General features: G+C 32.2%; 22 protein-coding genes. 7 read left to right on the forward strand and 15 right to left on the reverse strand.

Features of this window, described 5'->3' with window-relative positions; translation table 11 throughout:
• The first annotated feature begins 37 nt into the window (after nucleotides 1-37).
• Nucleotides 38-487 carry a nucleoside deaminase gene (locus WA327_RS07185; protein ID WP_336068052.1) on the forward strand — a complete coding sequence of 150 codons (450 nt, stop codon included), beginning with the start codon at nucleotides 38-40 and terminating at the stop codon, nucleotides 485-487.
• Nucleotides 488-599: 112 nt separating this feature from the next.
• Here WA327_RS07185 and WA327_RS07190 read toward each other — a convergent pair whose 3' ends face one another.
• The 8 genes from WA327_RS07190 to WA327_RS07225 form a co-directional block, all read right to left on the reverse strand.
• Nucleotides 600-839, reverse strand: coding sequence for a hypothetical protein (locus WA327_RS07190; protein ID WP_336068055.1), 240 nt, complete (start codon nucleotides 837-839; stop codon nucleotides 600-602).
• A 9-nt stretch (nucleotides 840-848) separates the two neighbouring features.
• On the reverse strand, nucleotides 849-2,633 hold the full coding sequence (locus tag WA327_RS07195; protein WP_336068057.1) for a chloride channel protein: 1,785 nt from the start codon (nucleotides 2,631-2,633) through the stop codon (nucleotides 849-851).
• Between the two features lie 21 nt (nucleotides 2,634-2,654).
• Nucleotides 2,655-4,424: an APC family permease gene (locus WA327_RS07200; protein ID WP_336068060.1), complete on the reverse strand. Its 1,770-nt coding sequence runs from the start codon at nucleotides 4,422-4,424 to the stop codon at nucleotides 2,655-2,657.
• Nucleotides 4,425-4,490: 66 nt separating this feature from the next.
• Complete coding sequence (aspS, locus tag WA327_RS07205; protein ID WP_336068063.1) at nucleotides 4,491-6,245, reverse strand: aspartate--tRNA ligase; 1,755 nt, start codon at nucleotides 6,243-6,245, stop codon at nucleotides 4,491-4,493.
• A gap of 68 nt (nucleotides 6,246-6,313) precedes the next feature.
• Nucleotides 6,314-9,823 carry an efflux RND transporter permease subunit gene (locus WA327_RS07210; RefSeq protein WP_336068065.1) on the reverse strand — a complete coding sequence of 1,170 codons (3,510 nt, stop codon included), beginning with the start codon at nucleotides 9,821-9,823 and terminating at the stop codon, nucleotides 6,314-6,316.
• 12 nt (nucleotides 9,824-9,835) lie between these two features.
• Nucleotides 9,836-11,008, reverse strand: coding sequence for an efflux RND transporter periplasmic adaptor subunit (locus WA327_RS07215; RefSeq protein WP_336068067.1), 1,173 nt, complete (start codon nucleotides 11,006-11,008; stop codon nucleotides 9,836-9,838).
• Between the two features lie 12 nt (nucleotides 11,009-11,020).
• A complete protein-coding gene (locus WA327_RS07220; RefSeq protein ID WP_336068069.1) occupies nucleotides 11,021-12,361 on the reverse strand; it encodes a TolC family protein in 1,341 nt (446 codons plus the stop codon).
• 19 nt (nucleotides 12,362-12,380) lie between these two features.
• Nucleotides 12,381-12,986 (reverse strand): TetR/AcrR family transcriptional regulator, encoded by a 606-nt coding sequence (locus WA327_RS07225; protein WP_336068071.1) that lies wholly within the window; start codon nucleotides 12,984-12,986, stop codon nucleotides 12,381-12,383.
• A 119-nt stretch (nucleotides 12,987-13,105) separates the two neighbouring features.
• Between WA327_RS07225 and WA327_RS07230 the strand changes: the two genes are divergently transcribed.
• From WA327_RS07230 to WA327_RS07255, 6 genes are all read left to right on the forward strand, one after another.
• Nucleotides 13,106-14,080, forward strand: a complete 975-nt coding sequence (locus tag WA327_RS07230) for a polyprenyl synthetase family protein (protein ID WP_336068072.1) — start codon at nucleotides 13,106-13,108, stop codon at nucleotides 14,078-14,080.
• Complete coding sequence (locus tag WA327_RS07235; RefSeq protein WP_106677360.1) at nucleotides 14,080-14,430, forward strand: hypothetical protein; 351 nt, start codon at nucleotides 14,080-14,082, stop codon at nucleotides 14,428-14,430. The genes WA327_RS07230 and WA327_RS07235 overlap by 1 nt, the downstream gene beginning before the upstream one ends.
• Before the next feature lie 56 nt (nucleotides 14,431-14,486).
• Nucleotides 14,487-14,921, forward strand: coding sequence for an Rrf2 family transcriptional regulator (locus WA327_RS07240; RefSeq protein ID WP_106677362.1), 435 nt, complete (start codon nucleotides 14,487-14,489; stop codon nucleotides 14,919-14,921).
• Between the two features lie 116 nt (nucleotides 14,922-15,037).
• Nucleotides 15,038-15,769 carry an iron-sulfur cluster repair di-iron protein gene (ric, locus tag WA327_RS07245; RefSeq protein ID WP_027879521.1) on the forward strand — a complete coding sequence of 244 codons (732 nt, stop codon included), beginning with the start codon at nucleotides 15,038-15,040 and terminating at the stop codon, nucleotides 15,767-15,769.
• A gap of 114 nt (nucleotides 15,770-15,883) precedes the next feature.
• Nucleotides 15,884-17,095 carry a hypothetical protein gene (locus tag WA327_RS07250; RefSeq protein ID WP_336068076.1) on the forward strand — a complete coding sequence of 404 codons (1,212 nt, stop codon included), beginning with the start codon at nucleotides 15,884-15,886 and terminating at the stop codon, nucleotides 17,093-17,095.
• Nucleotides 17,067-17,531 carry a hemerythrin domain-containing protein gene (locus WA327_RS07255; protein WP_027879519.1) on the forward strand — a complete coding sequence of 155 codons (465 nt, stop codon included), beginning with the start codon at nucleotides 17,067-17,069 and terminating at the stop codon, nucleotides 17,529-17,531. The genes WA327_RS07250 and WA327_RS07255 overlap by 29 nt, the downstream gene beginning before the upstream one ends.
• A gap of 303 nt (nucleotides 17,532-17,834) precedes the next feature.
• Here the strand turns inward: WA327_RS07255 and WA327_RS07260 are convergent, their stop codons facing one another.
• From WA327_RS07260 to WA327_RS07290, 7 genes are all read right to left on the reverse strand, one after another.
• Nucleotides 17,835-19,835: a TonB-dependent receptor gene (locus WA327_RS07260; RefSeq protein WP_336068082.1), complete on the reverse strand. Its 2,001-nt coding sequence runs from the start codon at nucleotides 19,833-19,835 to the stop codon at nucleotides 17,835-17,837.
• 124 nt (nucleotides 19,836-19,959) lie between these two features.
• A complete protein-coding gene (locus WA327_RS07265; RefSeq protein ID WP_336068085.1) occupies nucleotides 19,960-20,805 on the reverse strand; it encodes a hypothetical protein in 846 nt (281 codons plus the stop codon).
• 102 nt (nucleotides 20,806-20,907) lie between these two features.
• Nucleotides 20,908-21,273, reverse strand: coding sequence for a hypothetical protein (locus WA327_RS07270; protein WP_155912584.1), 366 nt, complete (start codon nucleotides 21,271-21,273; stop codon nucleotides 20,908-20,910).
• 88 nt (nucleotides 21,274-21,361) lie between these two features.
• Nucleotides 21,362-21,784 carry a hypothetical protein gene (locus WA327_RS07275; protein WP_027879515.1) on the reverse strand — a complete coding sequence of 141 codons (423 nt, stop codon included), beginning with the start codon at nucleotides 21,782-21,784 and terminating at the stop codon, nucleotides 21,362-21,364.
• Between the two features lie 30 nt (nucleotides 21,785-21,814).
• Entirely contained in the window at nucleotides 21,815-22,597 is a 783-nt protein-coding gene (locus WA327_RS07280; protein WP_336068096.1) for an ABC transporter permease, read from the reverse strand.
• Nucleotides 22,590-23,297: an ABC transporter ATP-binding protein gene (locus tag WA327_RS07285; RefSeq protein ID WP_027879513.1), complete on the reverse strand. Its 708-nt coding sequence runs from the start codon at nucleotides 23,295-23,297 to the stop codon at nucleotides 22,590-22,592. The genes WA327_RS07280 and WA327_RS07285 overlap by 8 nt, the downstream gene beginning before the upstream one ends.
• Nucleotides 23,291-24,526, reverse strand: coding sequence for a nitrous oxide reductase family maturation protein NosD (locus tag WA327_RS07290; protein ID WP_336068102.1), 1,236 nt, complete (start codon nucleotides 24,524-24,526; stop codon nucleotides 23,291-23,293). Before WA327_RS07290 ends, WA327_RS07285 begins: the two co-directional genes overlap by 7 nt.
• Nucleotide 24,527 lies beyond the last annotated feature (1 nt).

The following is a 24,527-nucleotide window of genomic DNA, read 5'->3' on the forward strand; positions in this document are numbered from 1 at the left end:
CTACAAATGTAGTATCTTAAATTGTATTTTTACGCTTATGATACAACCTTTTGATGATACTTATTTTATGAAAAAAGCCTTGCAAGAAGCGCAAGAGGCTTTTGATAAAGGTGAAATTCCTGTTGGTGCTGTTATTGTTATTAAAGACCGAATTATTGCTAGAGCTCATAACCTAACCGAGCGACTTAATGATGTAACTGCACACGCCGAAATGCAAGCCATTACTGCTGCTGCTAATTTTTTAGGCGGAAAATACTTAAAAGATTGTACGCTGTATGTAACTTTAGAGCCTTGCCAAATGTGTGCTGGCGCGTTGTATTGGAGTCAGACTAGTAGAATTGTATATGCTGCTAGAGATGAACAACGTGGTTGTATTAATTTAAACACAAAACTGCATCCTAAAACTAAAATTGAAGGTGGTATTTTAGAGGAAGAAGCTTCGGAATTATTGAAACGTTTTTTTATCGAAAAACGAAATCTTAACTAAACGTCTTTGTGTTGGCTGGAATTTGCGTTAGCGATAGTAGCGGCATCCTTTTTGTTTATTGAAAAACAAAAAGATATAGCGAATAGCGCGACCCGATAGGGAAACGCCCAAATTATAATTTACGTCTATCGCCTTCTTTGTCTCTCATTTCTTGTAGTTTTTCTTTGGTAAGCATGTAGTCTTGTACGTTTTTATCTTTCCAGCGGTAATAGGAAAACAGAGGAATGACTACAAAAAACAACCCTAAAACACCAAAACCAATAAGTTTTTGAGCATGAGGTGTGTCTAAAACAAATCCACAGATAATGCTTGAAATTGATGCGATAAAGGCAATGAGTGTGATGTATTTCATCTTGAACTTTTAGCGTTTTGTAAAGTTTATTAATTGTCTTCTGTAGGCTGTTAATAGTTTAGATTTTGAAACAAATCCTACATACTTTTCGTCTTTAATTACTGGTAGATTCCATGCGTTAGAATCCTGAAATTTAGACATGACTACTTTCATAGAATCGTTATCATGATCTATAATATCTGGTGGATTGTGCATTAGGTCTTCTACAAAAGTGGTGTCGTAATGCGATTGATTAAACATAATATTCCTAACATCATCTAATAAAATAATACCAACCAAAGCACCATCATTATCAACTACAGGAAATAAGTTTCTGGTTGATTTTGCAACACCTTCATGTAGCATTTCGCCAAGCGTCATTTCTGGTTTTAGGGTAATAAAATTGGTTTCGATTACTTTTTTAATGTCTAAAACCATTAAAACATTTTGGTCTTTATCGTGTGTTAAAAGTTCGCCTCGTTCGGCAAGTTTTAAAGTGTAAATAGAATGTGATACATAGTATTTTGTAATAGCAAATGAAATTGCCGAAACAATCATTAGTGGTACAAAAAGTTCGTAACCGCCTGTAATTTCTGCAATTAAGAATATGGCTGTTAAAGGAGCATGTAACACACCAGCCATTAATCCTGTCATACCTATTAAAGTAAAATTAGATTCGGATACATGAAAATCTAACCCTAAATTGTTAACTATTTTTGCAAAAGCATTTCCTAAAGCGCTTCCCATAACTAAGGTTGGGATAAAAACACCACCTACTCCGCCAGCGCCAAAAGTTGTTGTCATTGCAATAGCCTTAAATACCGAAATACCTAAAAGTAAAGCAATAACAATCCAAATATTAGAAAGATCTAAATCAAAAGGTGTTAGGCCTATTGCAGCTAGGTGATCACCTTTAAGCAAATTGTTCATTATACCGTAACCTTCACCATAAAGTGGCGGAATAAAATATAACATGGTGCCTATTGCAATTCCACCAATTAATAAGCGTTTTGCTCTGCTTTTAAATTGTTTGAAAAAGTTGGTGATAGCAAAGAAAACTTTAGAGAAATACACCGAAGCAAATGCTGTGACCAACCCTAAAAGCACATAAAATAATATGTCTTTAACTTGAAATTTATCTATCAATTCAAAACGAAGTAATACATCTGTTCCTAAAAACATATACGATGTTACCACAGCAGAAACGGATGCTAATAATAATGGAATTAATGAAGTGAAAGCAATGTCTAAACTGAATATTTCAATAGCAAAAATTATAGCTGCAATTGGAGCTTTAAACATAGATGCCATAGCACCAGCAGCAGCACAACCAACCAGTAACATTCTGGTGTTTTTATTCATATGAAATAATCGTGCTGCATTAGAACCTAGAGCAGAACCAACACTTACAGCAGGTCCTTGCAGTCCAACAGACCCACCAAAACCAGCAGTTAATGGCGCAGTAATTAATGCTGCATAAATATTGTATCTAGGAATAATTCCGTTGAGTTTTGATATGGCATATAATGTTGTTGAGATACCGTGACCAATATGTTTTTTTAGCCAAGTTTGTTTTATGATATAAACCAACAAAAGTCCGATGATAGGAAAAACAAAGTACCACGAATTTTGATTGTTTTTAAAAAAACTAATTTCAAAAAGTAACTTTATGTAGTGTGTTAAGTTTTTTAAAGTAACGGTTCCAACACCTGCCAAAAAACCAACAAGTATGCTAAGTGCATATACAAAGTTTCTTTCAGAAATATGTTTGTATTTCCAAATTAAGAAACGTTTTAATAGTGGTTGTTTAGGCATGATTAATAAATAAATACAAAATTAAATAATAAGTCTTACTCCACCTAAATCTTCAACCTTATGTTCAAATTTTTCGCTAGGCGAACCAATAAATATAAAGTTTACAGGAATATTCCATCTTTTAGAAAGTTGGTTAATCAATTCTGGTCCAAAAATACCTTCTTCAATAATAAATTCAATTTTTATTTGAGGATATTCTCTGTCTAAAAATTTGATTTCTTCGGCTAAATTTTTTGGAATAGATTCGTTGTGACTTACCACATGAACAATTTTTATCTTTTTAGTGTGCTCGTTTTTTATAATGTAAAGCATTACTTTATTAAGAGTTGCAATATTATCTCCTTTGGTAAAAAACACAAACTCCTGTTTGTTAATACGATCTATAGTTTGCGTTATTTTTTTATCCATACTAAACACTGTTTTACGTAAAGGATCAAACATATAATGAATTAATTTTAAGATTAACTTTAAAATTAATGTGCGATTAAGCATGATAACAACAAAGACTATAAACGGAATAAAATAATCTAAAAAGACAATTAAATTACTAGGTTGCTCCTTTTCTGGCTCCATTAAAATATTACCAATTAAAGCGATTATTACACCAATAATGGCTAAAACAACCGAAATCCACTTGGCTTTTTCTGGTCTTGGCAATTGTCCTCTTTTTGCTTTTAAAAGAATGTTACCAATACCAAACAATGCCATTACTGATAAAAATGAAATAGTATAAACACCAGCTAAAACAGACACTTCTCCTTGAGTAATTAGCAATACAGAAACGGATAAAATAAAGAACATTATAATGATTCTGTAAGAACTTCCTTTTTTATTTTTCTTTAAGAAGAATTGTGGCATAATTCTATCTAAAGTCATACGTTCTAAAAGACCAGAGACACCAACAAAACTTGTTAATACAGCACCGCTTAATACTAAAAAGGCATCAATAGAAATTAAAATAGCAACCCAATTTCCGCCAACGTGCTGCGCCATTTCTACAAGTAATGTGTTTTGATAGGCATCACTTTGTAATAGAGGAATAGCAAATAAGGATAATGCAAATACAGCCATAAGCGGATTAATAATGCTTACAATAATCCACATGTTTTTTAATGTTTTTGGGAAAACACCTTTTTTTTGCTCTTCAACAAAATTAGCAGAGCTTTCAAATCCAGAAACACCTAACATAGAAGCGGAAAAACCTAAGAAAATAGCTGTTAAAATGCTTTCATTTTTAGAAACAGGAAAAGACCAATTATCTAAGAAAATACCAATACCATTATTTATTAAGAAGAAAATTATAAACCCACTTAATAATACTAATGATGATAAATGAAACAAAAAGATACCAATTGCAACTTTTGCAGATTCTGTTATGCCTCCAATGGTTAGTAATGCGAATAAAGAAAGCAAGCCAATAGTAGTTGCAATTATTGGCATTGCTGGTATGACATGATGTAAATAATGTATCGCTTCGTTAGCAGAAATTACTGCAGTAGCCATATAAGATAATATGGTAAGTGTTGCAGCAAAAGACGCCATAAATTTACTAGTCGTATTTAATAATGCATTATATGCGCCACCATTTAAAGGTAATGCACCAACAACTTCACCGTAAATCCTTCGGAATAAAAACAAAACTACAGATACAATAAGCAAAGTAATCCATGCATATTGCCCCGCAAATGAAATAGCTAAAGCAGAGACATATAGTACAGAAGAACTAATGTCGTTACCGCAAATAGCTGTAGATTCTAATTCGTTTAGTTTTTTATGGGTTTTTGTTTCCAAAATTAAAATGAATTAATGTTGTTGTCTATAAATAAAAAATCCTGCGTTTTGCAGGATTTTTTTGTGTTATGAATTAAGTTTTAAGCTTAAGTTAAGCTCGTCTAATTGTTCATCGTCAATTGGTGCAGGTGCATCTATCATTACATCTCTACCAGCATTGTTTTTAGGGAACGCAATAAAATCTCTAATAGTTTCTTGTCCGCCTAAAATTGCCACTAATCTATCTAATCCAAATGCTAATCCGCCATGTGGTGGCGCACCATATTCAAAAGCATCCATTAAGAATCCAAATTGTGCTTTGGCTTCTTCTTCGCTAAACCCTAAATGTTTAAGCATAATGGCTTGTGTTTCTTTATCATGAATTCTAATTGATCCACCACCAATTTCGTTTCCGTTTAATACTAAGTCGTAAGCATTAGCTTTAACTTCGCCTGGTTTAGTATCTAATAATTCTATTTGACCAGGTTTTGGTGATGTAAATGGATGGTGCATTGCATGGTAATGACCAGTTTCTTCATCAAGCTCTAATAAAGGAAAATCGATTACCCAAAGTGGTGCAAATTCGTTTGGCTTACGTAAACCTAAACGTTCTGCCATTTCCATACGTAAAGCACTAAGTTGTGCGCGTACTTTGTTTGTGTCTCCTGAAAGTACACAGATCAAATCGCCAGCTTTAGCACCTGTTTTTTCTGCCCATTTTGCAAGATCCTCTTGATCATAAAATTTATCTACCGAAGATTTGTAAGTACCGTCTTCGTTGCAACGTACGTAAACCATACCCAACGCACCAATTTGCGGACGCTTAACCCAATCTATAAGTTTATCTATTTCTTTACGTGTGTAAGCGTTAGCTCCTGGTACTGCAATACCAACAACTAATTCGGCATTATTAAATACACCAAAATCTTTGTGCTGTGCAACTTCGTTAAGTTCTCCAAACTGCATACCAAATCTAATGTCTGGTTTGTCGTTTCCGTAAAGACGCATAGCATCGTCATAAAGCATACGTGGGAATTTTTCAACTTCAACACCATTGACTTCTTTTAATAAATGACGCGTTAAGTTTTCAAAAACATTTAAGATGTCTTCTTGCTCTACAAACGCCATTTCGCAGTCTATTTGCGTAAATTCTGGTTGTCTATCGGCACGTAAATCTTCATCTCTAAAGCATTTTACAATCTGAAAATATTTATCCATTCCACCAACCATTAGCAATTGCTTGAAGGTTTGTGGTGATTGTGGTAGTGCATAAAACTGACCTTCATTCATTCTACTTGGTACCACAAAATCTCGTGCGCCTTCTGGTGTAGATTTGATTAAATAAGGTGTTTCTACTTCTATAAATCCTTGGTTTGATAAAAAGTTTCTAACCTCTTGAGTCACTTTTGCTCTAAAGATTAAGTTGTTTTTTACCGGATTACGTCTAATATCGATGTAACGATATTTCATGCGTAATTCTTCACCACCATCCGTTTCATCTTCTATTGTAAAAGGTGGTAACTTAGATTCGTTAAGAATGGTTAATTCTTTTACTAAAACTTCGATATCACCTGTTGGTATATTTTTGTTTTTAGACTCACGTTCGATTACGGTTCCTTTAACTTGAATCACAAACTCACGACCTAACTTTTGTGCTTGTTCCATTATGGATTTAGGCGTACGTTCTTCATCAAAAATAAGTTGAGTAATTCCGTAACGATCACGTAAATCTACCCAAATCATAAAACCTTTATCTCTAGATTTTTGTACCCATCCAGAAAGGGTAACGTCTGTATTTATATGTGATGCTCTTAACTCACCACAGCTATGACTTCTGTACATAATGTTTGTTTAGTAAGTGCAAATTTAAGCAATAAAAAAACCGAAGCAAGAGCTTCGGCTTATTTTATTTAGTTAACTACTTCTTCTGGAAGTTGTTGTTCTTCTTTGTTAGAAAATTTTCTTCTAATCCACATTTTTAGTTTCATACTTAAGAAGAAAAGGACTGGTACCACAATTAGTGTTAAGAATGTTGCTACAAATAGTCCGTAAATAACGGTCCAAGCTAACGGTCCCCAAAACACAACGTTGTCTCCACCCATATAGACGTGTGCATCAAATTCACTAAATAAAGTAAAGAAGTTGATGTTTAATCCAATTGCTAATGGTACTAACCCTAAAATTGTCGTGATAGCTGTTAATAATACTGGTCTTAAACGTGCTTTACCAGCTTTTACGATACTTTCAAAAAGATCTTTGTTATCTAAGTATTCGTTATCGTCTAAGTCTAATTCGTTTTTCTTTCTATCTATTAAAAGTTGGGCGTAATCTAATAGTACAACGCCATTGTTTACCACAATTCCGGCAAGCGAAATGATACCAACCATAGTCATCATAATAACGAACGCTTTACCGGTTATAACCAATCCGCCAAACACACCAATAAAACTTAAGAAAATAGCCAACATAATAATAGCTGGTTTTGAAATTGAGTTAAATTGGAAAATTAAAATGAAAAAGATTAATCCAAGTCCTGTAAAAAATGCACCCATTAAAAATGCCATTTGCTTGTTTTGCTCTTCGATTTGACCTGTGTAATCTATTTTGATGTTTTCAGGTAGACCTTCGTAAGCTTTCATTTCATTTTGAATCTTATTTACAATTGCGCCAGCATCTGTATAACCTGGTGCTAATGCAGAATACACGGTAACAACACGCTTAGTGTCTTTATGTTTTATGGCACTAAAACCAGAATTGTTTTCGTAAGAAGCAACTGCAGAAACAGGTACGCTTACTAATTGTCCAGTATTGTTTCTAAACGTGATATTTTGATTGAATAATGCACTTGTATTATATCTGTTTTCTTCATTAAAACGAACATAAATATCATAATCATCACCACCTTCTTTATAAATACCAGCTTTAGAACCAAAGATTGAGTTACGTAATTGTTGACCAACTTGCGCAGTACTTATACCTAATTCTCCAGCTTTTTCACGATCTACAATAACTTGCATTGATGGTTTGTCTTTGTTTACATCAATTTTAAGCTCGTCAATACCTGCAATGTTTCTTGAGTTAATAAACTCACGCATATTTTCTGCGGTAGCAATTAATTCGTTGTAATCATCACCTTCAATTTCAATATTAATTGGCGCTCCAGCAGGAGGACCATTTTGGTCTTTTTCAACAGAAATTAATACACCAGGATAAATACCAACAAGCGCTTCTTGTACTTTTTGTCTTAATAACTCACTGTCTTCACCACGACGGTATTTATACTCTCGCATTGATGCAGTAATCTTGGCTTTATGAGGCATTTCGGCAGCAGATCCACCATCGGTTTGCGGGTTACCAGCACCTTCACCAACTTGAGAAACTGCACTTTCTACCATAAAGTTATAGTCGCCATCTTTATATTGATTGTTGTCTAAAACTTTGTAGACACGTTGCTCAATTTCTTTAGTAATAGCGTTTGTTTTTTCTATAGCAGTTCCTTGCGGATATTCTATATAGACAATAATTTGGTTTGGTTTATTATCTGGGAAAAATTCTACTTTGGTACGTTGTGTTGCTAATGAAATTCCAAAAGCAATAAATGCTACGATTAATAAAAGTACAGTTCCGAAACTAATAAAGTAGGGCTTTCTTCCTGATAGAGCCCAACGTAACTGTCCTTCGTACCATTTTTCTAGTTTTACTAAAGTTTTATTTTGAAAGCTATTAGCCCAACCACGAAGTACTAAACGGTAAACCCAAAGCATGATAGCAGTAAGTATCATTAATGTTCCTAATCCTCTGTAAGCGCTACCAGAAATGATTACTAAAATCCCAATAACAGCCATTATTACTGTTGTTCTAATAATCTTTTTTAGAGGCATGTCTTTGTCTTCGGTACTCATAAATTGAGATACTAATACCGAATTGAAAAAGATAGCAACAAATAAAGACGATCCTAATACTACCGAAAGTGTGATAGGTAAAATCATCATAAATTCTCCCATAATACCTGGCCATAAACCAAGCGGTACGAATGCAGCAACAGTTGTTAATGTAGAAATGATGATAGGGAAAGCGATTTCGCCAATACCTTTTTTGGCAGCTTCCATACGGCTCATACCTTCTTCATCCATTAAACGGTAAACGTTTTCTACTACAACAATACCGTTATCTACAAGCATACCAAGTCCCATAATTAGTCCAAACAGTACCATAGTATTTAAACTTTGTCCCATTAACTCTAATATCATTAGGGACATAAACATAGACATTGGTATTGCAAAACCAACAAATATGGCGTTTTTAAACCCTAAGAAGAACATTAAAACGGTAACTACTAAAAGAACACCAAAAATAATGTTGTTTACAAGGTCATCTACTTGACCAATTGTTACTGAAGATTGGTCATTTGCAATAGTTACTTGTAAATCTTGAGGGAATTCATTTTCTATAGCATCTTTAACAATAACTTGAATTTGCTCTGCAGCAGCAACCATGTTTTTACCAGCACGTTTTTTTACGTCTAGCATTACAACAGGATGACCAAACTCTCTTGCAAAGGTTGTTTTGTCTTCTTCTTTAAAAGAAATTTCTGCAATATCTTTTAGATAAATAGCATTTCCGTTTTCAGACTTTACAACAAAGTTTTTTAATTGTGCAGGATCTTCTATTTCTCCTAAAATACGAATGGTACGACGTTGTCCACTTGCTTTTAAATTACCAGCAGACACGGTTACGTTACCATTATTAATAGCGCCAATAACATCGTTAAAAGTGACTTGTGCCGCCATCATTTTGTAGATGTCTACTGCAACTTCAACTTCTTTTTCTTGTGCACCACGTATGTCTACTTTTTTAATTTCTAGTAGATTTTCAATTTCATCTTGAAGGTATTCTCCGTAATCCTTAAGTTTTTCGATAGGATAATCACCAGAAATATTAATGTTAAGAATAGGCATTTCTTCAGAAAGGCTTAACTCGAATACATCTGGTTCTACTTTTGCACCATTAAAGGTTGGCCAATCTTCGCCAGATGTTTTGGTGTCCACTTCATCTTTAACTTTTTGTTTGGCTTGTTCTACAGTAATATTCTCGTCAAATTCAATCATTAACATTCCGTAATCTTCTTGAGATGTTGATGTGATTTCGACGACGTTACTAACTGTTTTTAGCTCGTCTTCTAACGGATCTACAATAAGTTTTTCTATATCTTCTGCTGTATTACCAGGGAAAATAGCACTTACATATATTTTAGTTTCGTTTACTTCTGGAAAATTTTCTCTAGGCATACTAAAAAATGCAGATATACCTAAATAAAATATAACCAGAATTAGTACATACATTGTGGTTTTGTTATTAATTGCCCACGATGATAAACCAAACTCTTTATCGACTTGTTTTTTGTTTTTCTTTTTAGTCATTTGGTTGATTTTTTAGTATTGAATGACTTTAACAGTTTGACCATCTTTAACGCTTCTTGCACCTTCTTTAATAATTTCGGTACCGTCTTTTATGCCTTCTAAAACTTCTATAACGTCTCCTTGAGTCTTTCCTGTTTTTATAATTACTTTGGTAGCAATGCCTTCTCCGTTTTTGTTTTTATCCGTAATGGTGTAAAGGTATTGCTCACCTTCTGCGTTTTCAGATATTATACTTAATGGCACTAATAACGCTGCTTCGTTAGTGTAGTCGTTAATTTTTAGTTTAGCAGTTAGGTTTGGTTTGATGTCTTTGTCTTTATTTGGAACAGGAACTTCGATTTTAAAAGTTCTGTTAGCTGGATTTACAAAATCTCCTGCTTGTCTAATCTTTGTATCAACAGTTTTATTAATTACAGGAATTGTAACCGTAACATCTTTACCTTTAGTAACATCTGTAATGTAACTTTCTGGTACGTCTGTTTCTATGTACATATCGTCTAGGTTAACTATACGCATTAATTGAGTTTGTCCTGCAGCAACAACACTACCTTGCTCTGTAATTACATCATCAATTGTTCCTGAAAATGGTGCTTTTACATTGGTTTTTGCAACTTGTTGTTGTAATTGGTTAACGGCTTCTTGTTGTGCTTCGTAGCTTGATTTGGCTTGTAAGTATTGAATTTCGCTACCAATATTTTGATCCCAAAGACGTTTTTGACGCTCAAAAGTTGTGCGCGCTAAATCGGCTTGAATTTTTAATTGTGCTAATTGTTGGCTTAAACCGCCATCATCAATTTTTGCTAATAATTGTCCTTTACTAACACGTTGTCCTTCTTTAACGTAAACATTTGTAAGTATACCGTTAAACTCTGGTGTGATTACTAATAGGTTTTTTGTTGTAACGTTACCTTGAATTTCTAATTGGTGATTAAAAATTTCTTCTTTCGCTTTAATTGTAGTAATTAAAGGAACTTTTTTTACAGTATCAATTTTTGCAATAGCTTCGTCTAATTGCTTGATTTTTGCATGGATTTCATCTTGATTCGCTACAAGTTCTGCACGTTTAGCTCTTATTTTCTCTAGATTGTTTGTTTCTAAAACACTTTCTACGGTGTTCTTTTTTTGATTGCCGCCACAAGCTACTAATAGTAGTGATGTTAGGATTAATAATTGTATATGTTTCATTGTTTTAAGAGTTTAGTATTTGGTTGTTGTGTTAGTTAATGTTTCTAATTCTGCTTTGGTGTTAATCACATCTAACATTGCTTGTAAAAATTCTTGTTGCGCTGTGTAAAGTTGTGTTTGTGCTTGTCTTAGTTCAAAACTAGAACCTACACCTTCAAAAAATTTGGTTTGATTTTTAGATTCAATACGCTCAGCAAGATTTAAGTTTTGTTTTTTATTTTCGTATTCTTCTGTTGCAAGAATAAAATCACTTTTAGCAGCTTCAATTTGTAATTTTAATTGTTGCTCGGTTTCATCTAAAGTAATTTGCGCTTTATCTAAATTGATTTTTGCACGTTGTGTTGCTGCACTACGCATACCAGAACTAAAAATTGGGATGTTCATACTAACACCTAATAATGAAGAACCAAACCATCTTGTATCACTATCTAAAAAGACAAACTGATCATCAAAAGCATTGTAGCCTCCATTAATAAATGCGCTTAATGTTGGTAATGCTTTACTCTTTTCAAGCTTTAGTAGTAACTCTTTTGATGTTTTATCATTGGCAGCTATTCTGTAATCAATAGTATTTTTTACATCTGCATCTTCTATACCTTCTTGAAGTATGTTTTTTACAGTTAAATTTTCTAAATCATCTGTTAAGACTATATGTGTATTGTAATCTAAGCCTAATGTTATACTTAGCATTTTATAGGCTAAAGTTTTTAATCTTTTAGTATTGTTTAGATTACTTTGTACACTAGATAAAGTGATTTGTAATTGCTCTACACTTTCTTCTTCTTCTAATCCGTTTTCGTAGATTTTAGTGGTTTCATCTAAGTTTTTCTGAAGAATTTCAATGTTATTTTCTAAAATAGAAACACTTTCTTCTGCCATTAATACGTTTCCGTAGGCATTAATTACTGCTTTTCTAACTTCTAAGTCTGTTTTTTCTTTGGCGTTTTTAGAAATTTCTAAATACACTTTAGCCGATTGTAAACCGACTAAGTAAGAACCATCAAAAAGTAATTGACTTAAAGTAGCTGTAGCGGTAGCATTTTGTTTAGTGCCAAAAACAACCTCTTCAAATTCGCCTTCAGGACCGCCAAAAGCACTTGCAGGTATTAACTGTACCTGTTGTTTTAACCAGTGTTGGTAGTCTATTGTTGCATTAACTTGAGGTAAACCTGTTGCTGTTGTTTCCCATTTTTGTTGCTTTGCAGCATCAATATCTAATGCTGCATTTTTTGCCTGTCTGTTATTTTCTAAGGCAAAATCTATAGCTTCTTGTAAGCTAAAGCTTTGTGGCGTTTCTTGGGAAAATCCCAAATAAGAAACGGTAACTATTAGTAATTTGATTAATGATTTCATTTAGATTTTTTTGGTTTTTTTATGATTGATTGTTTTCTATAAGACCTTTTAAAATGTCTAGACCTTTTGGTGTGCAAATTCCTCTAATGTGATACTCTAAATAATTATCCATTAGCATATTCATTGAGAAGTTTTGTAACGGAAATATGTCTCTATCTTTTAAACACATCATACTGTTAAAGTATAATCTAGAGATAAACTCGATGTTAATATTATCTCTATATAACCCTAATTGTACACCACGATTTAAGTTGTTTACAACACAATCTTCCATAACGCAAGACTGTTTTGCTTTTAAAGATTCGAAGATTTTAGGATAATATTTTTGAAGCTGATGTTGAGGTGAAGATTTTTCATCTTTCAAATGCTCCATTACAAAGCGTTTGATTTCATAAATCTCTTCGATAGGATTTTTTTCTAAAGAACAAATACAATTAATACCTTCTGAAATCATTTCGAACATATGTAATGTTGTAGCTTCAACTAACTTGGTTTTATTGTCAAAATGTTGATATATGGTTTTTTTTGAAATACCTAAGGCATTAGCTATATCATCCATTGTAACACTTTTAAACCCATAGTTTAAAAATAAATCTGCTGACTTGTCTAAAATTTTTGCTCTCATAATCGGTGCAAATGTACGTTAGGAAACTTTAAAAACAAAAAAAGTTTCCAAAGTTTTAAAGATTATTTAACATTGAAAAATTTTTAGTTTAATAATTGTATTTGGTTTATTTTTACGGCATGCAAACAATTTCATATTACCAAGACGCTTTTATGGCGTATTTGCTACAATACGCAAAACCAAAACAGCCAGAAAACTTATATATTCCTATAAATTATATTTTAGAATTAGGTGGTAAACGTTTAAGACCAGTATTAACGTTAATGACTGCCGAAATTTTTGATACCGACCACAAAGAAGCTTTAGACGCAGCATTAAGTGTGGAAATTTTTCATAATTTTTCTTTAGTACATGATGATATAATGGACGATGCACCATTACGTAGAGGACAACAAACTGTGCATGAAAAATGGGATATAAATACAGGTATTTTGTCTGGAGATGCTATGCTAATTATGGCTTATCAATTATTTGAAAATTATGAGCCAAAAACATTTCAGGCATTAGCAAAATTGTTTAGTAAAACAGCTTTAGAGGTTTGTGAAGGGCAACAATATGATGTAGATTTTGAAACCAGAGATGATGTTACCATACCAGAATATTTAAAAATGATTGAGTATAAAACTGCAGTTTTGGTTGGTGCAGCTATGAAAATGGGAGCAATTGTAGCCGATACGTCTGAAGAAAACAAAGAAAATATCTATCAATTTGGTAGTTTGTTAGGTATAGCTTTTCAGCTTCAAGATGATTATTTAGATGCATTTGGCGATCCAAAAACGTTTGGAAAGCAAATAGGAGGAGATATAATTGAAAATAAAAAAACATATCTCTATTTAAAAGCATTAGAGTATTTGGATGCAGATAAAAAAAGACAATTAGAGCAATTATATTCGGTTCAATTAGAAGATAACAAAGATAAAATAGAAACTGTAAAACAGTTTTTTGTAGAAAGTGGATCTGCAAAAGCAACTCAAAATGCTATAGAAGAATATACAAATAAAGCGTTTAAGGTTTTAGATGACTTAACTATCTCTGAAGAAAAAAAACAGCTATTAAAAGATTTTGGAATGGGATTAATGACAAGAAAAGTCTAATGAAATTACCAGCAACATTTGAAAACTTAATTGAAGACGCCACAAAATTAAATTTGTATAAAAAATTAGTCTCTCAACTAAACAAAGATTTTTTATACGCTAATATAGATTTAGATTTTGATGAAGATATCTTACCAACTAGTTTGAAGTTGTTGTTGCAGGATACGGTATATAGATTAATACAAGAAAAATTTACAGAATATCTTAATTTGCTATATATAATTGATGTGCCAGAACATCAAATTAAAGCTTTAGATGGTAACGATGCTTTGCAGTTAAGTGAAAACGTTTCATTTTTAATCCTAAAAAGAGAATGGCAAAAAGTATGGTTTAGACACCAATATTCTTAATTTAAGATAGTTTTGTCTTAATTAATTTTTATATCTTTGTAATAAATTATTAATAAATGTTTTCAAAAGCTTGCGAATACGGAATTAGAGCCTCAATTTTTATTGCTAAAAACTCTTATGAAGGGCAACGTGTAAGTCCTAAGGAGATTTCTGAAGAAATTAATTCTCCTCAAGCATTTACTGCAAAAATACTTCAAGCTTTAGTTAGAAACCATATTATAAAATCTGTAAGAGGCGCACATGGTGGTTTTGAAATTGATAAAGATCAAATACCATTAATTAAATTATCTCAAATTGTTAAAGCTATCGATGGAGATGCTGTCTACAGTGGATGTGGCTTAGGTTTAAGTGCCTGCGACGAAAATCATCCTTGTCCTGTGCACGATAAATTTAAAGATATTAGAAATGGTTTGAAACAGATGTTAGAAACTACTAATTTAGAAGAATTAGCTATGGATATTAAGTTAGGTTCTTCGTTTTTAAAAACTTAAAATTACAATATAAAAAAGGATCGATTTCAACTTACAATTATTAGATTGAAATCGAGTTTCAATAAAAAAAATTTAAATATAAATAAGACAAATTTATCCGAAATAAATAATAAATCATGGAAGTATTACAAAAAAACATCGAAAAAGAAATAGGACAGTACGTTGCAGACGATTTTAGAACTGCAGCTATTTTTTCTAAATACAAAATAGATTTTTGTTGCAATGGTAATAGAACAGTTGCCGAAGCTTGCAAGAAAAAAGGTATTGATGAAGCTGCAATTATAGCAGAACTTAATAACGTTTTAAATGCCAAAACAGGCGAAAGTATAGACTATAACTCTTGGCCATTAGACTTGTTGGCAGAATATATAGAGAAAAAACACCACAGATATGTAGAAGAAAAAATACCTGTGTTACTTCAGTTTTTAAACAAATTATGTCGTGTGCATGGCGAACGTCATCCAGAATTATTTAAAATAAACGAGTTGTTTACAGCATCTGCAGGCGAGTTAGCCTCACACATGAAGAAGGAAGAACTAATCCTTTTCCCTTTTGTAAAGAGAATGGTTAATGCTAAATTAAAAAATGAAGCAATCCAATCACCACAATTTGGCACTGTAGAAAACCCAATTGCTATGATGAAGGAAGAACACGATAATGAAGGACAACGTTTTAGAGACATTGCAGAATTAACGGACAATTACAATCCGCCAGCTGATGCTTGCAACACGTATAAAGTTACCTTTGCTATGTTAGAGGAATTTGAAAAAGACTTGCATTTACATATTCATTTAGAAAATAACATTCTGTTTCCTAAAGCTATAGCGTTAGAAACACAATTTGATTGATAGCGATCCCTTATCTACTTTTTTTAACCTATAGTAAAATCCTGAAATGTTTTCCTCAGACATTTCGGGATTTTTATCTTATTTCATTACTTTTCTAACCCAACTAATTGATACATGCCAAAAAAATTAGTCATAGTCTGTTTAATTAATTTCTTTATTGCTGCAGTAATGGGATTGACTTTGCGTTTTTCTTTTATAGACTCTATTGATATTAATTATCGGTTTTTAACGCATGCGCACTCGCACGTAGCCATGTTAGGTTGGGTATATTTAATGTTATATGTACTTTTTGTACATTATTTTGTTCCAGAAAAACTTAAGGTCTTCAATCGGTTGTTTTGGCTAACAGAAGTTGCTGTAATTGGCATGATGCTTACTTTTCCGTTTCAAGGATATGCTGCTATTTCTATTACGTTTTCAACCTTACACATTTTTTGTAGTTACTACTTTGTGTATCTAATTTGGAAACACTGCAAAACCTCATCAAACGTAAGTCAAAAGTTGTTAAAAACAGCATTGTTATTTATGGTTGTTTCTACCTTTGGTGTTTGGTGTTTAGGTCCAGCAGTAGCAACACTTGGTCAGTCGTCTGCGTTTTATCAAATAGCAATACAATTCTTCTTACATTATCAGTTTAATGGATGGTTTTTAATAGCAGTTTTAGTGGTCTTTTTTCATCTTTTACAGGTTGAAAATTCTAAAATATTTAAACAGTTTTTCTGGTTATTAATTGCATCAACTTTATTAACCTTTGCATTGCCAACTCAATGGTTTGCACCTCATGATAGTTTATTGTGGATTAATGGTTTTGGTGTTGTTATCCAAATTTTAGCGCTGTATAAATGTTTTCAACTTATAAAACCGAAAATAAATACGCTGACAAATCAGAAAAACAAGCTAATATTTTATATGTATTGTTTTGCGCTGATTTGTTTTGTTTTAAAAGTAGTTTTTCAGTCACTTTCTATTTTACCTGAGTTTTCTCAAGTAGTTTATGAGCATCGTAATTTTGTTATTGGTTTTATCCATTTGTTAATGCTTGGTGTTATTAGTGGATTTTTATTTGCTTTTATCTTGAAAACTGATTTGGTTACGGTTTCAAAATCACTAACTTTTGGTGTTTATAGTTTTGTGTTAGGCTTTGTATTAACCGAATTATTACTGCTCATTCAAGGCATCAAGTACTATTTTAAAAGCGGAATCCTAACAGAATATTACCTGCTATTATTTTTATTTAGCATTTTATTGCCTTTAGGCATTAGTTTTATTTTATTAAATATTATTAAATCCACAAAGTATGCAACATCAGCCACAAAAAAGACATAAAGCCTTGCAACCCTTAAGCAGAGAACATCATTTTGGCTTGTTATTGTGTTATAAAATTAAAATGGGTTTTCGATATCAGATAGCGACAAAACGTATTAAGACGTATGCTGACTGGTTTTACAAAACCCATTTAATTCCGCATTTTGAAATGGAAGAAAATCACATTTTTCCCATTTTAGGCAATGATCACGAATTGGTAAAACGTGCTTTGACAGAACACAAAAATTTAATACACTTGTTTGAAGAGAGTAATGATGAGACTATAACGTTGCAGCATATTAAAGACCAATTAGAACAGCATATAAGATTTGAAGAACGTGTGTTGTTTCCTGAAATACAAAAGATAGCTACGGAAGCAGAATTAATTGATATTGAAAAAATTCATCAACCAGAAGTTTTTGAAGATAATACTGATGATGAATTTTGGACAAAATAGGTCCAAAGATTATGTCGTCTTTTGATTATCAAATTAAAGGTTTTATCCTGTTTTCAAAACTTTGGGATTTTACTTCCGATGATTATCAGAATTAGTTTTTATAAACCTTTAATGGTTTCTTGTCATTTCGACAAAACGAGTGACGAGAAATCTCTTTATTATAAGATTACTCTTCGTGCCTCATTCTTAATGACAGAAATACTTTTAAAAAAAGACCTCACAGATTTTAAAACCTGTGAGGTCTAATAGGTTTATGATTTATATATTTTTTAGTTCACACATTTAACCATGTTTATATCATTTTCAAGGAAATACATAAGATAAATTCACATAAAAATTGCGTCCTTGTCTTGGTATATTATTCCAGTCTGCATAGGTAGAATAATTGGCGTCTAAAATATTTTCGATACCATATTTTAGAATTGTTTTTCCGTTTTTACCATAAAATGCATGACCTAAATTAAGGTTTAAGATAGCATATGAAGCGGTTTCATTTTCGCCATATAAACTACTAAAATTACTTTGATTGCCATTACCTTCTAGCTGTAAAGCTGCATTAAATTTTGATGTATTGTAATTAAATTCAGCAAAATAAGAGAACGGTTTTATAAGTGGTAAATTTTTGTTATTGCTTCCTTTACCATAGTTATAACCAATAGTTCCGTTTACTGATAATCGCTCAGAAATTTTATAGCTACTGTTTAAATAGACATCAAAAATAGAAGCATGGTCTAAAGCATTATAAACGCGTACTCCATTAGCACCAATAGTCATAGAACTTACGTTTGGCGCTAAATCTCCGATAATATAATCCATAATATAAAAGTAAGATGATTGTAAGCCAATTTCAAAATCATTGAATTTTTGGTTGAAACTAAAGTTGGTTTCTAGCGCTTTTTCATCTTTTAAATTTGGATTGCCTATGTAGTCATAATTATCAAAACTATTAAATATAAAAAAACCATAACCTTCACTTACCGATGGTGCACGTTCGCCATAACCTAAACCAAAAGAAAGCTTATAATTGGTCTTATTATACTTGTAAGCAGACGCAACACTTAATAGCGTTCTGTCTTTGGTGTCTTCTACATTATCATGAAAAATACCTAAACTTTCTACGCCTTCTTCTTTGGCTATCCTGTTGTTGTGTAAACCAAAGCGCACAGAAGATTCAAGGCTAGAATTATCGTTTAAATAATATGCGTCCTTGGCAAAAATACCTGTGTAACGTGTTCTAATATCTGGCCAAGTGTACATAAACATATCTGGTTCATTTGGGTTGTTAGAAAACATGGTCATTTCAGCTAAAGATTTATTATAAAACCCATTTAAGTTAAGAGATACATGGTGTTTGTCTTTAATAACATCTGCTTTGCTGTAAAATCCATAGGTATCACTCCATCCAGGCATATCCATTCTTATAGGAACAATTGGTCGCTTGGTGTCGTCCATTATATGAGTAATAGTGTTAAAATACAATTTGGTTTCTAATGTTTTTAAGGCTTTGTTTTCTGGTGTGTAATGATGGGTTAATGAGCTAATTAAAGCTTCTGCCAAAGATACATCCATTGGTAAAGCAGGATAGCCAACATCTGTGGCTTTGTCGTAAATAATATTGGCGTCTAGGCTTTGGGTTTCAGAGAATTTATAACCTGTTTGTAAGGATAGATTATATTTTTCGAACTGAGAATATAATACTTCTTTATTGTTACCAGCATCATAATTATCAGATGTTCTAAAAATCCCATCTGCACTTATAAAAAACTTGTTGCCTGCATATTCCAGATCTAATCCTGTAGCTTTGTAATTTCCGTTAGTTTCGTAACCTAAATCGATACTTGATTTTAGACCAGAACCATTAAATTTAGAAGTAGGTAATTGCAAATCGATGCCTCCACCAACACAATGTCCGTTTTCGGTACCTTCTTGACCAGAACCAATAGTTACTTTGTCAAGATTTGATACATCTACGTAGGATGTAATGGGATCCATTTTGTCAGTACAAGCACCAAAAATCTGCATGCCATCAATGGTTACTACCAAACGCTGGCTAACCATGTTGTTAACCGTTGGTTCCCAAGCATAATTACCTCGTTTTATCATCGTAACATTATTGGATTTTTCTAAGTAATCATCAATACTAGATAATGTTTTTTCTTGTCTGTGATTACTAAATTTACGTCGCGATACGATAAGGACTTCTTCTAATTTTGTCGTGTCTTTTTTGGCTTCTTCTTGCTGGTCTTGTGTAAAACCAGTTGCAGATACTAGAAGACATAAAAAGACTAATAGTTGCATTTTCATAGCAAAAAAAATTTTAGTGTTTAAATAAGTGTGAAATGCTGCCAATTTGAGAACAGCCGAAAAAACGGCTATTATTATTTTTCTATAGCATTTCGACTGCGCTCAATATGGCATATAATAAAAATTAGAATTCTAGGTCTAAATATAAACTGCTAGATTCATTGTTTTCAGTAACATCTTCACCTTTTAAAACGGTTCCGGACGCGTCTAAAAGCTTCAGATTAAGCTTCCAATAGCCAGTCATTGTTAAGGATAAATTTCCGTAGTAAAAATGATCTGCACTGTTATACGTTAAATCTGTATTGTTTGGTGAGCTGTGATTACCCATTCCTGGCATACGCGGATCTAAAGCAATGGTGTAATCTTCCACAACTGGAAACGTCATCATATTTTCCATTTTAAAAAGACCTACTTTCATGTTATTTATTGCTATACTTGGGTCTTTAGGCGCTATCAAAGCTACAATATATCTACTATCGTCGCTACCCATAAAACTTGCAGTATTCTGGTTTTCGTATTGCATAACGTTTATAGTTTCTGTTACAGAATAGTCCACATCGTTAATAGTATAATCTAAAGTTAAAGACCAACCAGAACCATCTTCAAAAGTCATCTGATAGATTATAAAACCTTGGTAAACCGTATCTTTTCCTATTGCTTTTGTGATTTCGGATTTAGGACATGAATGTTGCATCGTTGGCATTTGCATTACCGGCATCCAAGAGATTGTAGCATCTTCTACGTATGTATTTGTGTTATTGTCTTTAATTCTTAAGCTAATCATGTTGTAACCAGTTTCAAACATTCCTTTTTCGTTATAAAGTTCTATGGATTGGTCACCATTTTCTATGGTTTTAATAAGTTGTAAATTTTCAACTTCATTAATTAGCATTGTGTCGTCATTATCGTCTGTTGAACATGAAAAGAATAGCGTAAAACATACGATTGGTAATAAATATTTAAGTTTCATTATTATAGTGTTTGAGTTAATTTTTTGACATAATTATCTTGTTTTGAAACCATTTTGGCATCAAAAAAGAAAGAAATATGCTCTAAGAGCATCACGAAAAAATTAACACAAATTTGGTGGTGGTGTATCTATAGTATAAAAGCCAGTAGTTGGTGCTTTTATTTTATAATATAGATTACTGTGTAGTTGAGATATTTGAGAAAATTCCTCAACGTTTAGATGTCTAAAAGTATTAATAACAAAAAAGTCTAAGTGCGTTCTTTCATTGTCTGGCAATGGTGCATTTTGATTAGAATTGGTGTTATTTTCTGCCAGTTCTATTGTTAATTGACACTTACCGTTACATCCTTTTTGATTTTCTTTTTGGATACAAAGTGTTTTAGCTATAACCTCTTGGTTAATCACAAAATCGGTTACAATAACGACATTGTTAATGTTGTTCGCTAATAAAACGAATGTTAAAAACAAGGCAGTTAATTTATATGTAACCTTTAATATCATGTTGCTAAATTAGGACAAACTTGTCCTAAATAATATGATTTATGTCAGCTAATAATTAGTTTTTAAAATAGTTAAAATAGGTTGCTGTTAAGCGTTGCAAATGTCTTACTTTTTTGTCTATTTCTGAAGTGTTATCTAGTTCTTTTATCTCTGAAATTTCTTCTATAATAGGAACCAGTACTACATGAAGTTGGTCATGCGCTTCGCCAGTCATATCACAACTTTTAATGATATAACTGGTTTGCTTTGAAAGCGATTTGCCTAGTTTTTTAGCACTCTTAAAATCATTATGTTTTAAAATCGAATCAATGCGCTGCATTCCAATATGCGTTTCTTTATTAGCAACCCATTTCTGGTTGTTATTAAGTGTCAAACCTTCTAATTGTATAGAAGAAGTTGTCTGAGGATTAGACTGGTCGTTTTTGCAACCAAAAACGAAAGCTAAAATAAGTAATGCTATGGCAAATTTAATTTTCATAATGGTGTGGTTTTAATGTCGATTAGTAGCTTAAAAATCTTTTTTCTTAGACTTAAATATAATTCTTAAAACAGGTAACACAACCCAAACGGTAAGCATTACAAATGAAATAATCAATCCAAAACTAGTCCCAAAAAATTGTTTGAACACTGCTCCTGTATAGCCTAATAAAGCTGAAATATCTAGTTTTAATAGAATTAATGTTCTTGATAAATCTATAGGATTTAGCATCGTACCGATTAAAGATACTTTGTCTAAAGGATAATCTTCAAACATAATTAGTGTCATTAAAAACAGACCATCATAAATGACTGCCAGGAATAACCAAAGCAAAATTGCATATCCAAAACCTTTAATTTTATTCTCGTTAGATAAGGCAATATTAAAAGCTAAAGCAGTAAAAATTAGGGTTAAAAATGTACCTGTAATAAGTAGTAATGAAAAGTCCCAAATGGCACTACTTTCAAACAAACCATAAAACACAAAAGGCAATCCTAAGCCTAAAATTAAACTCATAGAAAGTGATAAGGCTACACCTAAATATTGGCCTAAAAAAATAGACGAACGCTTTAAGGGTTGTGCTAATAAAAGCTCTGTAAATTCTTTGGAATTGTAATAATACATAACGCCAAAAATAGTTCCTATTAAAGGTACTAAAACAATAATAACGTTCATTAACGTTATGACTGCTTTTGATAGGTCGTTGTTTAAAAACAACAGGACAATACCAAGCAGTAAATAGAATGCAAAATAGACGTAACTCCAACGACTACGCATTAAATCGAAAAAACTATATTTTAATATTTTAAGCATGATTGTCTGTTAATATAGACGCAATCGCGTGTTCAAAATCAGGTTGATCGGTCTTGTTTTTTAATTTTTGAATAGTGCCTTTAAAATAGATTTTACCTTCCAGGATAAACACAATTTCATCCGAAATTTCTTCAACAAAACTCATAATATGAGAAGTGATTAAGATGGTTTTTCCTTTTTCTTTTTCTGCACTGATTAAATCTTTTAATCTAATAAGAGAAATTGGGTCTAAACCTGTAGTAGGTTCGTCCAAAATAATTAATGGACTATCAAACATAAAGGTTAAAACCAAGTTGACTTTTTGTTTGGTTCCACCAGAAAGATTGCCTAATTTTTTATCTAAAAAGGGTTCTAATTTGAAGAGTTCTATTAATCGTTGATCTTCATTGGTGGGTTTGCGCAAATCCTTAATCATCTTGATTAATTCTTTAACACGAAGATTACTTGGGAAATTGGCTATTTGCGGTAAATAATCAATTTTATGTCTGTAATCAGAATTCTTTTTAATGTTCTCATTTAAAACGGTAATGTTTCCCTTATCAGGAATTACCATGCCTAAAACCGATTTTATCAATGTTGTTTTACCAGACCCATTTGGTCCAAGAACTGCAAAAATACCGCCTTCAGTTATGGATAAATCAACACCGCTTAGCACTTGATTTTTACCAAATTTTTTATGTAGATTCTCTATAGTTACCATGTTATTTTTTTCATTTGAGGGTTGTTGTCCATTAAATCATCTGGAGTAAATACGGGAGATACTTTTTCAGAAAAATCAATAATATCTATAAACATACTACGCAGTAAAATAATGGTTTCTGGTGTGCGATTTACAATGTAAGAGAATAGTTTTACTGGTCTGTAAGGCACATCTCCAATACCATCTTTGTTAAGATCGTAACCTGTGTAATTGCTCCAATAGTTTTTATCAAATTCGTTGTCATTAACCTTGCTATTATAGGCAATATCAAAAGAGTTATATAAAAAGTTATTTTGGGTAAATTTATTAGTGTAGCATGCTCCTTTTACTTTAATGGCCCAACCATTGTTAGAAAACGTGTTTTGCTTGTAATTAATACGATTAGAACCTTCAATATTAATCCCAATCGTGTTGTTTTCAAAGGTATTGCCTTCAATTTCTGCATCGTTTATTTCTTTTAACAGCAAACCATAAGAAGCCGTTCCCCAATTTTCCTTAAAAATATTGTTGTACATCTCTATGTGCTTAGAAAACATTACGGCAACGCCTGCACCATTATTTTCGAAAATATTGTCTTGATAAATATCGTCATTAGAAAACATAAAGTGAAGTCCATAACGCACATTTAATGCGCTTACATTGTTTTTTATGACACAATCGTCGGAAAATTCTAAATAGATACCATCACGCACGTGTTGCACAAAATTATGTTCAATTTGAACATTTTTACTGTACCAAAGCTGAATTCCATTACCAGAATTATACTCTTCAACAGCTTCACCAACTATTTTGTTGTGAAACACCTTTCCGTCTCTCGATTTTTCGATATAAATACCAAAGAACAATTTTTCCAAAACTAAATTCTGAATAAGAAAATTCTTGCTGTTTTTAACACGAATTGCGGCATAATCTTCAGTATAACTGTTGCCCACATTTTTAATGAACAAACCATCAACGGTAACACTATCTGCTATAACGGTAATAATCTCACCTTTTAATTCGCCATCTATAACCGGATAATTTTCGCCAATTATGGTTAAAGGCTTATCAACTATAACAGCGTGTTCTTTGTACGTTCCTTTTTTAACTACAATAGTATCAAAGTCTTTAGCATTGGTAATTCCTTCTTTTAAAGTTGAAAAAGGACAGGTTTTACATACTTCAATGTTTTGGGCAATAGTTGGGCTAGCCATTAAAATGACTGTAAGAAAAACCAAAAGTTGTTTCATG

The sequence above is a fragment of the Mesoflavibacter sp. CH_XMU1404-2 genome, assembly GCF_037029465.1.
Lineage (GTDB): Bacteria > Bacteroidota > Bacteroidia > Flavobacteriales > Flavobacteriaceae > Mesoflavibacter.

What these genes read in the sequence shown, in the direction of transcription:
- WA327_RS07185 (WP_336068052.1), top strand. Translation starts at nt 38, where the DNA reads ATGATACAACCTTTTGATGATACTTATTTTATGAAAAAAGCCTTGCAA.
- WA327_RS07190 (WP_336068055.1), bottom strand. Translation starts at nt 839, where the DNA reads ATGAAATACATCACACTCATTGCCTTTATCGCATCAATTTCAAGCATT.
- WA327_RS07195 (WP_336068057.1), bottom strand. Translation starts at nt 2,633, where the DNA reads ATGCCTAAACAACCACTATTAAAACGTTTCTTAATTTGGAAATACAAA.
- aspS (WP_336068063.1), bottom strand. Translation starts at nt 6,245, where the DNA reads ATGTACAGAAGTCATAGCTGTGGTGAGTTAAGAGCATCACATATAAAT.
- WA327_RS07210 (WP_336068065.1), bottom strand. Translation starts at nt 9,823, where the DNA reads ATGACTAAAAAGAAAAACAAAAAACAAGTCGATAAAGAGTTTGGTTTA.
- WA327_RS07215 (WP_336068067.1), bottom strand. Translation starts at nt 11,008, where the DNA reads ATGAAACATATACAATTATTAATCCTAACATCACTACTATTAGTAGCT.
- WA327_RS07220 (WP_336068069.1), bottom strand. Translation starts at nt 12,361, where the DNA reads ATGAAATCATTAATCAAATTACTAATAGTTACCGTTTCTTATTTGGGA.
- WA327_RS07225 (WP_336068071.1), bottom strand. Translation starts at nt 12,986, where the DNA reads ATGAGAGCAAAAATTTTAGACAAGTCAGCAGATTTATTTTTAAACTAT.
- WA327_RS07230 (WP_336068072.1), top strand. Translation starts at nt 13,106, where the DNA reads ATGCAAACAATTTCATATTACCAAGACGCTTTTATGGCGTATTTGCTA.
- WA327_RS07235 (WP_106677360.1), top strand. Translation starts at nt 14,080, where the DNA reads ATGAAATTACCAGCAACATTTGAAAACTTAATTGAAGACGCCACAAAA.
- WA327_RS07240 (WP_106677362.1), top strand. Translation starts at nt 14,487, where the DNA reads ATGTTTTCAAAAGCTTGCGAATACGGAATTAGAGCCTCAATTTTTATT.
- ric (WP_027879521.1), top strand. Translation starts at nt 15,038, where the DNA reads ATGGAAGTATTACAAAAAAACATCGAAAAAGAAATAGGACAGTACGTT.
- WA327_RS07250 (WP_336068076.1), top strand. Translation starts at nt 15,884, where the DNA reads ATGCCAAAAAAATTAGTCATAGTCTGTTTAATTAATTTCTTTATTGCT.
- WA327_RS07255 (WP_027879519.1), top strand. Translation starts at nt 17,067, where the DNA reads ATGCAACATCAGCCACAAAAAAGACATAAAGCCTTGCAACCCTTAAGC.
- WA327_RS07260 (WP_336068082.1), bottom strand. Translation starts at nt 19,835, where the DNA reads ATGAAAATGCAACTATTAGTCTTTTTATGTCTTCTAGTATCTGCAACT.
- WA327_RS07265 (WP_336068085.1), bottom strand. Translation starts at nt 20,805, where the DNA reads ATGAAACTTAAATATTTATTACCAATCGTATGTTTTACGCTATTCTTT.
- WA327_RS07275 (WP_027879515.1), bottom strand. Translation starts at nt 21,784, where the DNA reads ATGAAAATTAAATTTGCCATAGCATTACTTATTTTAGCTTTCGTTTTT.
- WA327_RS07280 (WP_336068096.1), bottom strand. Translation starts at nt 22,597, where the DNA reads ATGCTTAAAATATTAAAATATAGTTTTTTCGATTTAATGCGTAGTCGT.
- WA327_RS07285 (WP_027879513.1), bottom strand. Translation starts at nt 23,297, where the DNA reads ATGGTAACTATAGAGAATCTACATAAAAAATTTGGTAAAAATCAAGTG.
- WA327_RS07290 (WP_336068102.1), bottom strand. Translation starts at nt 24,526, where the DNA reads ATGAAACAACTTTTGGTTTTTCTTACAGTCATTTTAATGGCTAGCCCA.